This is a genomic window from uncultured Salinicola sp. (assembly GCF_937921195.1).
GTDB lineage: Bacteria > Pseudomonadota > Gammaproteobacteria > Pseudomonadales > Halomonadaceae > Salinicola.
Genome location: NZ_CALFQK010000043.1, coordinates 1 through 14,224, shown reverse-complemented (window position 1 = coordinate 14,224; position 14,224 = coordinate 1). Strand labels below are relative to the sequence as shown.

Sequence of the window (14,224 nt, the reverse complement as noted above, 5' to 3'; positions counted from 1 at the left end):
AGCAGACGTCGCAGCCCATCGGCACGCCGAGCAGCTTGCCGCAGAAATGATCCTCCAGCCCGGCGCGGATGATCTGCTTGCCGTCGAACAGATACTCCGGGCCGATGAAGCCGACCACGGTATTGACCAGCAGCGGCTCGAACTCCCGCGCGACGGCGTAGGCGCGCGCCTCCAGCGTCTGCTGGTCGATCCCGTGGTGGGCATCGGCGGAGAGCGCGCTGCCCTGGCCGGTCTCGAAGTACATCACGTTGTTGCCGAGCGGCCCGCGATTCAGCGACAGTGCCGCCTCGCGCCCCTCCCGCAGCAGGGCCAGATCGATGCCGAAGCCGCGATTGGCCGCCTCGGTGCCGGCGATCGACTGGAACACCAGGTCCGTCGGCGCGCCGCGCTCGATCGCCTCGATGGCGGTGGTGACATGGGTCAACACGCAGCTCTGGGTGGGGATTTCGTAGCGGGAGATGACCTCGTCGAGCATCGTCAACAGCGTCACCACCGTGGACGTGTTGTCGGTGGCGGGATTGATGCCGATCACGGCGTCGCCGCTGGCGTAGAGCAGGCCATCGAGGATGCTGGCCGCGATCCCGGAAGCGTCGTCGGTGGGATGATTGGGCTGCAACCGCGTCGACAGCCGGCCCGGCAGACCGATGGTATTGCGGAAGCGCGTGACGACCTCGCACTTTCGGCCGACCAGCACCAGATCCTGCACGCGCATCAGCTTGGAGACCGCTGCGACCATCTCCGGCGTCAGGCCGGGGGCCAGTCGTTCGAGCGATTCGCCGTCGGCACGCTCGGAGAGCAACCAGTTGCGGAATTCGCCGACGCTCAGCGAGGCAACCGGCGCGAACGCGGCCCGATCATGACGATCGAGAATCAGCCGCGTGACCTCGTCCTCCTCATAGGGAATCAGCGGCTCTTCCAGGAACGTGGCGAGAGGCAGTTCCGCCAGTGCCATCTGGGCAACGGCCCGCTCCTCGGCGCTCGCCGCCGCAATCCCGGCCAGGGCATCCCCGGAGCGGTGAGGGGTGGCGGCGGCCAGCAGCGTTCCAAGGCCATCGAACCGATACCGCCGGCCATCGACGTCGATAACATGCTCACTCATGGCATCACACCTGTTGTCGTTGTTCGAAGACAAGGAGTGGCCTTCAGTTTATGCCATAAACGCCTCGGCGCCCGCGAGCGGCACGTCGTCGCCTGCGCGGCGCCTGCGCCTAGCTCGTCGTCAGCGCCAGGATCTCCTGCCAGAGGCCGTCGTCCAGCACCAGCGGTGCCTGGCTGCGACGCTGGCGCCAGGCCGAGGCCCCTGGCCAGCGCACCGCCCGGCCGGACTCGTCGGGCGTGGCGGCGGCCAGATGGTGCTGGATGCCCTCGACGATGGCGTCACAGGCGGCTCGCCCGCCGAGCTGCTCGGGGTCGAACAGCATGAATATCTGGCAACTCCCGCCACCGCTGCCACGTTCGACCCGATCGATGTCGTGGCTCGGCCGGCCCTGCGCCAGCAGCGCGGCCAGGGCGTCGAGCAGTATGGAGAGTCCCGACCCTTTCCAGTAACCGGTCGGAAGCAGGCGACGCGTCGCTTCGATCGCCGCCGGATCCCGCGTCAGTTCGCCGTCAGCATCGAAGCCGCCGTCGATGGGAAGCTGCTCGCCGTTGCGTCGCGTGGTCTGCAGCTTGCCGTAGGAGAATTGGGACATCGCCATGTCCAGCACCAGCGGACCGTCGCGATGGGGAACGGCCATGACCAGAGGATTGTTGCCTACCGACTGGGTGGCAGCGCCCCAGGCCGGCATGCACGGCTCCGTGTTGGTCCACATGATCGCCGCGAAGCCCTGCTCCGCCGCTTGCCAACCATAGCTACCGCCCCGCATCCAGTGGGTCGTGTCGCGCACCGCGACCAGCCCCATGCCGTGCTCGCGCGCCAGGGCCATGGCCCGCTCGGTGGCCTGGATCGCGTTGCGAATGCCGATACCGAAGTGGCCGTCGAACACCTCGATGGCGCCGAGTCGCTGCACGGGTTCCAGCGCAGCGTCGACGTCGACCCACCCCCGGCGAACGTAGTCGACGAACCGGGGAATGCGTCCGATGCCATGAGAGTGCACGCCGTCCCGCGTGCTTTCGGCATGAATGCGCGCACAGAGCGAGGCGTCATCGGGCGCCAGCCCTGCCTTGAGCAGAATCCGCTGCAGGGTGGCTTGCAGCGTTTCGAAATCGACCGTCGCCATCGGAGATCCTTTAGTAATACATCATACATTTATCCAGCGACCATAGCGGCCCCGACCGATCCTGCGTATTCGCTTTTAGTGGAAGAATGGATGACCGCAAGCACCCGCGCGCCGGCGATCGCTCGAACCTTCAAGGCGATCAGGCATGCGCGTCAGAAGCGCGGGAAAACACGGGACACCCGCCTCGTGAGAATGAAAAAAGCCCTGCCGATAAATCGACAGGGCTTTCTCGACGACGACGAGACGTCACCGCCTTTCGCTGATGCCTGGGCCGCCGTTGCCGGCGGCCGGGCGATTCAGCGACGCAGGCCGAGCTTCTTGATCAGCGACTGATAGCGATCGAAGTCCTTGCCCTTCAGGTAGTCCAGCAGCTTGCGGCGCTGGTTGACCATGCGGATCAGACCACGACGGGAGTGGTGATCCTGCTTGTGATCCTTGAAGTGGCTCTGCAGGCCGTCGATGTTGGCGCTCAGCAGCGCAACCTGGACTTCCGGGGAACCGGTGTCGCTCTCGCCCTGACCGAACTCTTTGACGATCTCGGCTTTCTTTTCAGCGGTTAATGCCATGAAAAACTCTCCAGCAAGCAATATGCCTGAATGATGAATATCGGAGACCACGCATATTTGCAGCCTCCCAGTTGACCGTCACGAAGACGGGTGCATCGAATCGATGCCGACAGCTTGACCTTCGGCGCTTGTCGAGACTTGCCTCGACTCGACAGAGTCCGAGTCCAATGCTGCCGTGTCGACCAGACGCCGGGGAGCGACTTCCCCCTGCGCGGTCAATTCGACCAACCCCAGAAAGGATTCGTCGCGATACAGTCTCGCCGTGGTGCCCGGCGCCAGCTCGGTGCCTGCCACCGCCGCCCGCTGCCCCAGCAGCAATTGCCGAGCCACGGTTTCCGTCACGCTGAGCGTCGGCAGATGCTCGAGCATGACATCGACCGGGAGCAGTTGCGCCAGCCGTTGCTCGTCGCTCATCGCCTCGAGCGTCTCGAGAGGGACTCGCCTTGCGCTGTCGAAGGGCCCCGTTTCAAGACGTTCCAACGCCGTGATGTGGGCGCCAAACCCCAGCGCGGCGCCGATATCCTCGGCCAGTGTCCGAATGTAGGTGCCCTTGCTGCAGCGCACCTGCAACCAGACGCCATCGGGCTCCCATTCGAGCGGGCGCATATCATATATCGTTACGCGGCGCGGCGCACGCGCTACCGTCTCGCCCTGGCGCGCCAGCTCGTAAAGCTTGCGCCCCTGATGCTTGAGCGCCGAGTACATCGGCGGGATCTGTTCGATCTCGCCGCGAAAACGCTCGAGCACGGCTTCGACGGCATCACGATCCAGCGCGGCAGGCATGGCCTGGCGCTCGATCACCTCACCTTCGGCATCGCCGGTGTCGGTCACGGCCCCGAACTGGATTCGGGTCCGGTAGACCTTGTCGGCTTCGAGCAGGTGAGCGGAGAACTTGGTCGCCTCACCCAGGCAGACCGGCAACAACCCGGTCGCCATCGGATCCAGCGTCCCGGTGTGGCCGGCCTTGCGCGCCTGGAACAACCGCCGGGCCCGCTGCAGCGCGTGATTGCTCGACACCCCCTTGGGCTTGTCGAGCAGCAGCACACCGTTGATGGGCAGCCCCTTGCGACGCCGTGCCATCAGCGCGACTCTCCATCCTCGTGCCGCGTATCGCTCCCCCGGGAACCGTCGTCCTGGCCCGCCGCGTCGTCACTCTCCTGCGGGCGGTTGCTGGCGACGGCCTCGTCGATCAGCGCCGACAGCTTGTGCCCGCGCACGACGCTTTCGTCATAGTGAAAGCGCAGCTCGGGCACGTGGCGAAGCTTGATGCGGCGCGCGATCTGCGAGCGCAGGAACCCGGCGGCCCGCTTGAGCACGGCCAGGTTTTCCTTGACCCGAGCCGGATCGTTCTCGCCCAGCAGCGTCACGTAGACATCGGCGTAACCGAGATCCCGACTGACCTTGACCGAGCTGACCGTGACCATCCCCAGGCGCGGATCCTTGATCTCGCGCTGGATCAGGACGGCCAGCTCCTGCTGCAGCTGGTCGGCGACCCGATCGGTTCGTTTGAATTCGCGCATCGTTGCCTCTCGAGATCCCGCAGGCGCCTGGTTCGTAAAAAACTGGGCGCCGGCGGGATCCTGTCACTTACAGGGTACGCTCGACCTTGACCTGGTCGAAGACCTCGATCTTGTCGCCGACCTGAACGTCGTTGTAGTTCTTGACGCCGATACCGCACTCCATGCCGTTGCGCACTTCGTTGACGTCATCCTTGAAGCGACGCAGGGATTCCAACTCGCCTTCGTAGATGACCACGTTTTCGCGCAGGACACGGATCTTCTTGTTGCGGTGAACGGAGCCCTCGATGACCATACAGCCAGCGATCGCCCCGATCTTCGGCGCCTTGAACACGTCGCGCACCTCGGCGATACCGACGATCTCTTCCTTCCACTCCGGTGCCAGCATGCCACTCATGGCCTGCTTGACCTCGTCGATCAGCTGGTAGATGACGCTGTAGTAGCGCAGATCCAGCCCTTCACGCTCGACGATTTCCCGGGCGGAAGCGTCGGCACGGACGTTGAACCCGACCAGAATCGCTTCACTGGCCAGTGCCAGGTTGGCGTCGGTTCCGGTAATGCCGCCAACCCCGGAAGAGACCACCGCCACCTGCACTTCATCGGTGGAGAGTTCTTCCAGCGCCCCGCGGATCGCTTCCAGCGAGCCCTGGACGTCGGCCTTGAGGACGACGTTGACCTTGGCCACCTCGTCCTGGCCCATCTGGCTGAACATGTTCTCCAGCTTGGCCTTCTGCTGGCGAGCCAGACGCACTTCGCGGTATTTGCCCTGGCGGAAGTTGGCGATTTCACGCGCCTTCTTCTCGTCGGACAGCACCATGAAGTCCTCACCGGCTTCCGGCGTGCCATCGAGACCCTGGATCTCGACCGGCATGGACGGCCCCACCGACTCGACCTGCTTGCCGAGCTCGTTGGTCAGCGCTCTCACACGGCCGTAATGCAGGCCGGCGAGGACGATGTCGCCACGCTTGAGCGTACCGTTCTGGACCAGCACGGTCGCTACCGGACCACGGCCCTTGTCGAGGCGAGACTCGACCACGACACCTTTGCCCGGCGCTTCCGGCACGGCCTTGAGCTCGAGCACTTCGGAGACCAGCAGCACCGATTCCAGCAGTTGATCGATACCTTCGCCGGTCTTCGCCGACACCGAGACGAACTGGGTATCGCCGCCCCACTCCTCGGAGATCACACCGTGCTGCGACAGCTCGTTGCGAATCCGGTCCAGATCGGCGCCTTCCTTGTCGATCTTGTTGATCGCCACGACCAGTTGCACACCGGCGGCCTTGGCGTGTTCTACCGCCTCGACCGTCTGCGGCATGACGCCATCGTCGGCGGCAACCACCAGGATGACGACGTCGGTCGCCTGGGCACCACGAGCACGCATGGCGGTGAAGGCCGCGTGACCCGGCGTATCCAGGAAGGTGACACCACCATGTTCGCCTTCGACGTGATAGGCGCCGATGTGCTGGGTGATACCGCCGGCTTCACCGGTGGCGACCTTGGTCCGACGAATGAAGTCGAGCAGCGAGGTCTTGCCGTGGTCGACGTGCCCCATGACGGTGACGACCGGAGAGCGGGTGATCTCGTCGCCTTCGTAGGAGATGCCTTCGAGCACTTCGGTCTCGAGCGCATCTTCCTTGACCAGCTTCGGCTTGTGGCCCATCTCCTCGACCACGATCGCGGCAGTATCCTGATCGATGGTCTGGTTGATGGTCACCGCCGCGCCCATGTTGAACATGGCCTTGATCACTTCGTTGGCCTTGACCGACATCTTGTCCGCCAATTCCGCGACGCTGATCGACTCCGGCAGCGCGACTTCACGCACGATCGGCTGGGTCGGCTTCTGGAAGCCATGCTGGTTGTCGCCGCGACCGCGACGGCTACCCCGGCGCTCGGCCCGCTTGACCTTCTTGGCACCGCTACCGCGACGACGCTCGGAACGATCGTCGTCGTCGTCACGACGCCCACGACGCCCCTGATCCCGCTCCTTGTCCTTCTTCGGATGGGCGCGACGGTTTTCCGTGCGCGGCTCCTTGGGCGGCGGCTCGACGAACGGCTGGCTGTTGGAGGTCGGCTCGTTGTCCTCGACCTGCGGCTCCTGGGGAATGTCGTCCCCCGGCGCCTGGGGCTCGGGCGACGGTGCCGCCGCCTTGTTGGAACTCTCCTGCCCGGCGGTCAGATCCGGCGTCGGCTCGTTGGACGCTTCGGCAGCGGCGGCGGATGCCTGCTCGGACTGCTGCTGCGCCTGATCGGCCATGTCGCCGACGAGCTGACGCGGACCCGCGTCCTCGGCCGGCGCTTCCTCGACCGGCTCCGCATCGCGCTTGACGTAGGTGCGCTTCTTGCGCACCTGCACCTCGATGGTCTTGCCACGCTCGCCCGAACGGATCTTGCTGCGGGTATTGCGTGTCAAGGTGATGCGATTACGCGGGCCGCGGCCACCACCACCATGACTCTTGGTCAGGTGATCGAGCAGACGTTGCTTGTCCTCTTCGGAGACCGCGTCGCTTTCCTTCTGATGCGGCAGACCCGCATCCTTCATCTGTTCAAGCAGGCGGGACACATCGCGTCCCACCTTGCCGGCAAACTCTTTTACGGTCATGTCTGACATTACGACCCTCCTGAACCCGTGACCACGTTACTCTTCGCTCTGAAACCAAGGCGCACGGGCAGTCATGATCAGTGCCGCTGCGCGCTCCTCGTCCACGTCGTCGATATCCTTCAGATCCTCGATGGACTGTTCTGCGAGGTCCTCCATGGTGACGATGCCACGGCTGGCAAGAATGAAAGCCAGGTGGCGGTCCATGCCGTCCATCGTGAGAAGGTCTTCGGCGGGCTGAGCGCCATCCAGTTGCTCTTCCGATGCGATGGCCAAGTTGAGAAGCTCATCCTTGGCTCTTGCACGAAGTTCCTCGACCAGATCCTCATCGAACTCTTCGATCTCCAGCATCTCTTCGACCGGCACGTAGGCCAGTTCCTCGATCGTCGTGAACCCTTCCTCGACCAGGATGCGGGCGACGTCTTCGTCGATCTCGAGATGGTTGATGAAATATTCGACCAGGCTGTCGACTTCCTGCTCGCGTTTACCCTCGGCTTCATCGATGGTCATGACGTTGAGCGTCCAGCCCGTCAACTCGCTGGCGAGCCTCACGTTCTGACCGCTACGACCAATGGCCTGAGCGAGGTTGTCCTCGCCGACGGCGACGTCCATCGAATGGGCGTCCTCGTCAACGAGGATCGAGGCGACTTCCGCCGGCGCCATGGCATTGATCACCAGTTGCGCGGGGTTGTCGTCCCATAAAATGATATCCACGCGCTCGTTCCGCAGCTCGTTGGACACCGCCTGCACGCGCGAACCGCGCATGCCGACACAGGCGCCGACCGGATCGATCCGCCTGTCGTTGGTCTTGACCGCGATCTTGGCACGCGCACCCGGGTCGCGGGCCGCTCCCTTGATCTCGATCAGCTGCTCGGCGATCTCCGGCACTTCGATCTTGAACAACTCGACCAGCATGCCGGGCTTGGTACGCGACAGGATGAGCTGGGAGCCACGCGCTTCCGCATCGACTTTCCACAGCAGCGCGCGGACCCGTTCGTTCATGCGGTAGCGCTCGCCGGGAATCATCTCGCCACGCGGCAGAAAGCCCTCGGCGTTCTCACCGAGATCGATGATCAGCCCATCACGTGTCGTTTTCTTGACGATACCCGCGACCAACTCGCCTTCACGCTCGGTGTACTGCTTGACGATCTGGGCGCGTTCGGCCTCGCGCACCTTCTGCACGATCACCTGCTTGGCGGTCTGGGCCGCGATACGCCCGAAGGCCACCGACTCCACCTGCTCTTCGACCACGTCGCCGACCGCCAGCGGAGGCTCGCGCGTTTCCGCTTCGGAGAGCGGAATTTCGCGATCTTCGCTGAGATAGTCTTCGTCTTCGACCACGACCCAGCGACGGAAAGTATCGTACTCGCCGGTGCGGCGATCAATCTGGACGCGGATGCTGACATCCTGTCCTTCGAAGCGCTTGCGCGATGCGCTGGCCAATGCCGCCTCGACAGCCTCGAAAATGACGTCTCGGGGCACGCTCTTCTCGTTGGAGATGGCGTCAACGACCAGCAGTATCTCTTTGCTCATGCCTATGCCTCGCCGAAAAACCGGTTCTTGGTTTCGAATTCTTGGTCTCGAATTACTGAGTCATCGAACAACAGGTGATGGAATTCAGTCGTCGAACTGCGGGACGACGCGAGCCTGATCGATGCTTTCGATGGGAAAGCAGTACTCTTCCGAATCGATGTGCAGCAGCACTTCGTCACCATCGATGCCGGCCAGGCGCCCCTGGAACTTGCGACGCCCATCGAAGGCGGTGCGTAGCTTGAGCTGCACCACGTGGCCGCTGAAGCGCGAAAAATGATCGAGCGTATAGAGCGGACGATCGAGACCTGGAGAGGAAACTTCCAGGCTGTAGTTGCCCGAGATCGGATCTTCGACATCCAGCACGCCGCTGACCTGGCGGCTGACACTCGCGCAATCATCGACCGAGATTCCATCGGGGCTGTCGATGTAGATCATTAGCTTGGAATGCTTGCCCTGAGCCAGATAGTCGAGGCCCCACAATTCGAAACCCATGGCGGTAACCACCGGTTCGATGATCGCATACAGTGCTGCGTCCTTGGTGACCACAAACGACTCCTACAGCAGTTGCATCAGGCACCTGACCGGGAGTTGAGAGAAATGCAAGGTGCTAGGTGGCTGACTGGCATTGACGTCGGCAGCGCCGTCAACGACGACAAGCGCTGACATCGACAAGGCTGCTAACAAAAAGCCCCTTCTCAGGAAGGGGCCTTTCAAGAAACTTGGTAGCGGGGGCCGGATTTGAACCGACGACCTTCGGGTTATGAGCCCGACGAGCTACCAGACTGCTCCACCCCGCAACATCAGGTTGGCGATTATAGGAACGGCCTCGAGATGGGTCAAGGAAGGCCGCAATATCGCCTGAATTCTTCTAGCAAGAATCCGTACAGTATCGCCCAGAGGTTCAAGTCGAAAAGACCGGAATCACTTGACGATGGTGCCGAAGGCGGGACTTGAACCCGCACGACCGTAAGGTCACTACCCCCTCAAGATAGCGTGTCTACCAATTCCACCACTTCGGCATCAGGGGGTGTGTAGCACCTGGGCGCCACACTCAATTCGCTGCATTCTGACGTCCTGCTGAACGCAGCGAATTTTCCTTTTCACTCAAGGATTTGACGATTCCTGATCGCCACCTTCCTCGAGTGCTGGCGCAGCATTATTCCCGCTTTGATCACCATCGTCAAGCGTCGGAGCACCATTATGTTGCTGCTCGATCACTTGGGCGTCCGGGATACCGCTCTGCGGCGCGCTGCCGGCGTTGGTCGCGAAGTACGCCAGCCCCAGAGAGGTCACGAAGAAAAGCGCCGCCAGACCGCCCGTCAGCTTGGACAGGAAGCCACCGCTGCCGCGTGAGCCGAACACCGTCTGAGAGGAGCCGCCACCGAAGGCGGCGCCCGCCTCGGCACCCTTGCCCTGCTGCAGCAGGACCAGGACCACCAGTGCAATGGCGATGAGTACGTGTACCAACAAAACTGCTATCTGCATGAAATCAACCTGCTGACTGACAAATCGCTGTGAAATCGTCGACCTTGAGCGAGGCTCCGCCGATCAGGCCGCCGTCGATATCTTTCTGGGCGAGCAACTCCTGGGCGTTGCCCGCATTCATGCTACCGCCATACAGCAGACGCAGCGCATCGGCCAGTGCCGAATCGAAGCTCGCCTGATAACCGCGAATCGCGGCCATCATCTGCTGGGCTTGCTCTGGCGTGGCCGTGCGCCCGGTACCGATCGCCCAGACCGGTTCGTAGGCAATCGTCATCAGTCGACGCTGCCCGGGCTCGAGCCGGGCCATGACATAGCCCACCTGACGCAGCACGACATCCTCGGATCGACCGGCGTCGCGCTCCTCCAGCGTCTCACCGACGCAGAGGATCGGCTTGATCCCCGCGGTGAGCGCAGCGATGACCCGCTCGTAAACCTGTTCGTCACTTTCGTGATAGAGCTGGCGACGCTCGGAGTGGCCCGCCAGCACATACTCGACGCCGAACTCGGCGAGCATCTGCCCACTGACTTCACCGGTGCGGGCCCCAGAGGGCAGCGGGTTCAGCGTCTGGGCGCCCAGCGAGAGTGGCGTGCCCGCGAAAGCGCTGCGCGCGGCATCGAGATAGGGAAACGGGGGATGGATCACCACATCGACCGGCGACGGCAACTCAATCCCGGCAAAGGTTCGACCGAACGTCTCGATCAGTTCTGCCGAGCCGTTCATCTTCCAGTTACCTGCGATCAGCGGCTTGCGCATGCTACCTCCCTTCGGTGGAGCGACATGGTATAAGAGCCTTGACAACAAGACAACAAGTGCTGTGGCGATCTGACCCGCTCAGGCGATCAGGGTTTCGACGCTATCGGCAATCCGCCGCGCCAGAGCCTGGACATCGAATCTCGGCCGCCCTTCGACCATGACCCGGATCAGTGGCTCGGTGCCCGAGGGCCGCAGCAGAACCCGACCGCTGCCGCCAAGCTCCTCCTCCACCGACTTCACGCTCTGGCGCAACGCCTGGCTCTCCAGCAACGCCCCGGCATCGGAGCCATGAGGCAGACGCACGTTGACCAGCGCCTGGGGCGCCTTCTCGAAACCGTCCAGCAACCGATCCAGAGATACCCCTTCTCGCACCATGACCGCCAGCACCTGCAGCGCGGAGACGATGCCGTCGCCGGTGGTCTGCACGTTGCGGCAGACGATATGGCCGGAGGCCTCCCCGCCCAGCAGCCAGTCGTTGGCCAGCAGCCGCTCGACGACGTAGCGATCGCCCACCTTGGCGCGCTCGAAAGGGATCCCCTGCTTCTCGAACGCCGCCGCCAGCCCGAAATTGGTCATCAGCGTGCCCACGACCCCGCCATTGAGCTTGCCTCGCGCGTGCAGGTCCCGCGCGATGATGTAGAGAATCTCGTCGCCGTCCACCGCCTCGCCCCGACGGTCGATCATCAGCACGCGATCGCCGTCGCCGTCGAAAGCGATGCCCAGGTCCGCCTGGCACGACACGACGGCCTCGCTCAGTCGCTCGGTATGCGTCGAACCCACGTTCTGATTGATGTTGAGGCCGTCGGGCTCGCCACCGATCACGCTGACGTCGGCGCCGAGCTCACGAAAGACGTTGGGCGCGATATGGTAGGTCGCGCCATGGGCACAGTCCAAGACGATCCGCAGGCCATGCAACTCGAGGCGATTGTGGACCGTGGACTTGCAGAACTCTATGTAGCGCCCGGCGGCGTCGCCGATTCGCACCGCCTTGCCGAGCTGGTTCGGCGCCATGGTCTCCAGCGGTTTCTCGAGTTCGTCCTCGATTTCCGCCTCGACCTCATCGGCAAGCTTCAACCCCTCCGCCGAGAAGAACTTGATGCCGTTGTCCTGGTAGGGATTGTGCGAGGCGGAGATCACGATCCCGGCATCGGCACGGAAAGTCCGGGTCAGATAAGCGATACCCGGTGTCGGCATCGGTCCCAGCAGCGACACATCCGCTCCGGCGGCCGACAGCCCCGCCTCCAGCGCCGACTCGAACATGTAGCCGGAGATCCGCGTATCCTTGCCGATGATCACCTTGGGGCGCGGCGACTGGGAGGATCTCTGCCGGGTCTGGTGACCGGACAGCTTGCGAGACAGCACGCGCCCCATCGCCCAGCCCAGCTTGAGCATGAAATCGGCGGTGATGGGGTACTCGCCGACGGTGCCGCGAATACCGTCGGTACCAAAATAACGTCTACTCATGATCGCTCCGTTCCTGAAGCACGGCCCAGGCCATGTCGATCGCGTCGACCGTGGCCGCCACATCGTGCACTCTGACTATTCTAGCGCCACGCTCGACCGCCATCACGCTCAACGCGAGCCCTCCAGGCAGACGTTGATCGACCGGCCGGCCAAGCGCCTGGCCGATCATGCTCTTGCGTGACATTCCGACCAGTAGCGGCAGACCGAGAGACTGAAGCGACGCCAGACGACTGAGCAGTTGCAGGTTGTGCTCGAGGGTCTTGGCAAAGCCGAACCCCGGATCCAGCAACAGCCGTCCGGCGTCGATCCCCGCGGCCTCGCACGCGGCCACGCGCTCCTGTAGATAATCGGCGACGACAAGCTCGATGGGCCGATCGTAGAACGGCGCGCGCTGCATCGTTCGCGGCTCTCCGCGCATGTGCATGAGACAGACGGGCAACTCGGTGCCAGCCGCCGCCTCCAGCGCCCCGGGGCGCGTCAGCGAGCGCACGTCGTTGAGCATCCCCGCTCCCGCTTCGGCGACTTCGCGAATCAGCTCGGGTGTGCTGGTATCGACCGAGACCAGCGCATCGAACTCCCGCACCAGCGCCTCGACCACCGGCAGGACCCGGTCACGCTCCTCTTCCAGCGCTACCGGCTCGGCGCCCGGGCGGGTCGACTCCCCGCCGACATCGATGATGTCGGCCCCCTCCCGCAGCAGGCGCTCGGCGTGGCGGCACGCGTCGTCCAGCCCGCGATGCCGGTTTCCATCGGAGAAGGAGTCGGGCGTCACGTTCAGAATACCCATGACGCGCGGGCGCGAGAGATCGAGCTCATGCTGACCGCAGCGCAACCGGACGCCGGCGGAGGAAGAATCTGTCATGGAAGTCCGTCGCTTGCAAAAGCGCCCACTCTAGGTAGGCCGATGCCGTTTCGCAACCGCCTAGAAATGCGGCAGGGCGCCATTTCTGACGCCCTGCCGCAACGACTGCCGACTGTTCAAGGCCTGGAGCCTCGCAGCGCCGGTGGCCTCAAAGCCCTGACGGCCCTCCTAGGGGATCCGAGGGACGGCGGTTACCGGACTCGTCATCGGAGGCGCCTTCGTCGCCCGGCTGCGGCTCCGGATCATCGACGGGACGACCGGTCCCGGAGGTCGGGCCATCGTCACCCCAGTCCTTCGGCGGACGCGGCTTGCGCCCCTCCATGATGTCCTTCAACTGAGCCGCGTCGATGGTCTCGTACTGCATCAGGGCTTCAGCCATCAGATCGAGCTTGTCGCGGTTGTCTTCGAGAATCTTGCGCGCCATGGCGTAGCATTCGTCGATGATGCGACGAACTTCCTTGTCGAGCCGGGTCGATGTCTCCCCGGAGCTCAACTTGCCACCGCCCTGACCGGGGCCGCCGAGGAACTGGTGCGACTCGTCCTCGTCGTACATCAGCGGCCCCATCTCCTCGGACAGCCCCCACTTGGCCACCATGCTGTGAGCGAGTTCGGTCGCCCGCTTGATGTCGTTGGAGGCACCGGTGGTGACCCCATTCGGCCCCAGCGTCATCTCCTCGGCGATACGACCGCCGAACAGGGAGCAGAGCTGGCTGATGATCTGCTGACGCGAGTAGCTGTAACGGTCTTCCTCCGGGAGGAACATGGTCACGCCCAGCGCGCGGCCGCGCGGGATGATGGTGACCTTGTAGACCGGATCGTGCTCGGGCATCACCAGGCCGATGATGGCGTGGCCGGCTTCGTGATAAGCGGTATTGAGCTTGTCCTTCTCGGACATCACCATGGAGCGCCGCTCGGCCCCCATCATGATCTTGTCCTTGGCCAGCTCGAGCTCTTCCATCCCGACGGTACGGCGATTGCGGCGCGCCGCGAACAGTGCCGCCTCGTTGACCAGGTTGGCCAGGTCGGCGCCCGAGAAGCCCGGAGTACCGCGTGCGATGATACTGGCCTGGACGCCGTCGCCCATCGGCACCTTGCGCAGATGCACGTTGAGGATATGCTCGCGCCCCCGGATATCGGGCAGCGGCACGGTGACCTGGCGGTCGAAGCGACCCGGGCGCAGCAGCGCCGGATCCAGCACGTCGGGACGGTTGGTGGCGGCAATGACGAT

Annotated in this window: 13 protein-coding genes and 2 tRNA genes; all 15 read right to left on the bottom strand. The window is 63.8% G+C overall.

The features are described from left to right. A partial coding sequence (gene eutB / locus Q0602_RS03740) for an ethanolamine ammonia-lyase subunit EutB (RefSeq protein ID WP_298839179.1) occupies positions 1 to 1,099 on the bottom strand: 1,099 nt, incomplete at its 3' end. 109 nt (positions 1,100 to 1,208) lie between these two features. Continuing rightward, positions 1,209 to 2,219 carry a 3-dehydro-L-gulonate 2-dehydrogenase gene (gene yiaK, locus Q0602_RS03735; protein WP_298839177.1) on the bottom strand — a complete coding sequence of 337 codons (1,011 nt, stop codon included), beginning with the start codon at positions 2,217 to 2,219 and terminating at the stop codon, positions 1,209 to 1,211. A gap of 296 nt (positions 2,220 to 2,515) precedes the next feature. Beyond that, on the bottom strand, positions 2,516 to 2,785 hold the full coding sequence (gene rpsO / locus Q0602_RS03730; RefSeq protein WP_071230933.1) for a 30S ribosomal protein S15: 270 nt from the start codon (positions 2,783 to 2,785) through the stop codon (positions 2,516 to 2,518). A 78-nt stretch (positions 2,786 to 2,863) separates the two neighbouring features. Continuing rightward, entirely contained in the window at positions 2,864 to 3,865 is a 1,002-nt protein-coding gene (gene truB, locus Q0602_RS03725) for a tRNA pseudouridine(55) synthase TruB (RefSeq protein ID WP_298839172.1), read from the bottom strand. Next, positions 3,865 to 4,305, bottom strand: a complete 441-nt coding sequence (rbfA, locus tag Q0602_RS03720) for a 30S ribosome-binding factor RbfA (protein ID WP_298839169.1) — start codon at positions 4,303 to 4,305, stop codon at positions 3,865 to 3,867. Before rbfA ends, truB begins: the two co-directional genes overlap by 1 nt. A 67-nt stretch (positions 4,306 to 4,372) precedes the next feature. Continuing rightward, positions 4,373 to 6,910 carry a translation initiation factor IF-2 gene (gene infB / locus Q0602_RS03715; RefSeq protein ID WP_298839166.1) on the bottom strand — a complete coding sequence of 846 codons (2,538 nt, stop codon included), beginning with the start codon at positions 6,908 to 6,910 and terminating at the stop codon, positions 4,373 to 4,375. A gap of 27 nt (positions 6,911 to 6,937) precedes the next feature. Continuing rightward, a complete protein-coding gene (gene nusA, locus Q0602_RS03710; protein ID WP_295035931.1) occupies positions 6,938 to 8,431 on the bottom strand; it encodes a transcription termination factor NusA in 1,494 nt (497 codons plus the stop codon). Between the two features lie 84 nt (positions 8,432 to 8,515). Continuing rightward, on the bottom strand, positions 8,516 to 8,977 hold the full coding sequence (gene rimP / locus Q0602_RS03705; RefSeq protein ID WP_110715585.1) for a ribosome maturation factor RimP: 462 nt from the start codon (positions 8,975 to 8,977) through the stop codon (positions 8,516 to 8,518). A gap of 174 nt (positions 8,978 to 9,151) precedes the next feature. Then, a tRNA-Met gene (locus Q0602_RS03700) sits at positions 9,152 to 9,228 on the bottom strand. A 135-nt stretch (positions 9,229 to 9,363) separates the two neighbouring features. After that, a tRNA-Leu gene (locus Q0602_RS03695) sits at positions 9,364 to 9,450 on the bottom strand. Positions 9,451 to 9,535: 85 nt separating this feature from the next. Further along, a complete protein-coding gene (gene secG / locus Q0602_RS03690) occupies positions 9,536 to 9,916 on the bottom strand; it encodes a preprotein translocase subunit SecG (protein ID WP_149435522.1) in 381 nt (126 codons plus the stop codon). 4 nt (positions 9,917 to 9,920) lie between these two features. Continuing rightward, on the bottom strand, positions 9,921 to 10,670 hold the full coding sequence (tpiA, locus tag Q0602_RS03685; protein ID WP_295035932.1) for a triose-phosphate isomerase: 750 nt from the start codon (positions 10,668 to 10,670) through the stop codon (positions 9,921 to 9,923). A 78-nt stretch (positions 10,671 to 10,748) separates the two neighbouring features. After that, positions 10,749 to 12,134 (bottom strand): phosphoglucosamine mutase, encoded by a 1,386-nt coding sequence (glmM, locus tag Q0602_RS03680; RefSeq protein ID WP_295035933.1) that lies wholly within the window; start codon positions 12,132 to 12,134, stop codon positions 10,749 to 10,751. Further along, positions 12,127 to 12,996: a dihydropteroate synthase gene (gene folP, locus Q0602_RS03675; protein ID WP_295035934.1), complete on the bottom strand. Its 870-nt coding sequence runs from the start codon at positions 12,994 to 12,996 to the stop codon at positions 12,127 to 12,129. The genes glmM and folP overlap by 8 nt, the downstream gene beginning before the upstream one ends. A gap of 148 nt (positions 12,997 to 13,144) precedes the next feature. Further along, on the bottom strand, positions 13,145 to 14,224 hold a 1,080-nt coding region (locus Q0602_RS03670), incomplete at its 5' end, for an AAA family ATPase (RefSeq protein WP_298839160.1).

Bases quoted from the DNA above. Each gene is read 5' to 3' on its own strand.
- secG (WP_149435522.1), bottom strand. From the start codon at position 9,916: ATGCAGATAGCAGTTTTGTTGGTACACGTACTCATCGCCATTGCACTG.
- truB (WP_298839172.1), bottom strand. From the start codon at position 3,865: ATGGCACGGCGTCGCAAGGGGCTGCCCATCAACGGTGTGCTGCTGCTC.
- infB (WP_298839166.1), bottom strand. From the start codon at position 6,910: ATGTCAGACATGACCGTAAAAGAGTTTGCCGGCAAGGTGGGACGCGAT.
- rpsO (WP_071230933.1), bottom strand. From the start codon at position 2,785: ATGGCATTAACCGCTGAAAAGAAAGCCGAGATCGTCAAAGAGTTCGGT.
- yiaK (WP_298839177.1), bottom strand. From the start codon at position 2,219: ATGGCGACGGTCGATTTCGAAACGCTGCAAGCCACCCTGCAGCGGATT.
- tpiA (WP_295035932.1), bottom strand. From the start codon at position 10,670: ATGCGCAAGCCGCTGATCGCAGGTAACTGGAAGATGAACGGCTCGGCA.
- rbfA (WP_298839169.1), bottom strand. From the start codon at position 4,305: ATGCGCGAATTCAAACGAACCGATCGGGTCGCCGACCAGCTGCAGCAG.
- nusA (WP_295035931.1), bottom strand. From the start codon at position 8,431: ATGAGCAAAGAGATACTGCTGGTCGTTGACGCCATCTCCAACGAGAAG.
- glmM (WP_295035933.1), bottom strand. From the start codon at position 12,134: ATGAGTAGACGTTATTTTGGTACCGACGGTATTCGCGGCACCGTCGGC.
- folP (WP_295035934.1), bottom strand. From the start codon at position 12,996: ATGACAGATTCTTCCTCCGCCGGCGTCCGGTTGCGCTGCGGTCAGCAT.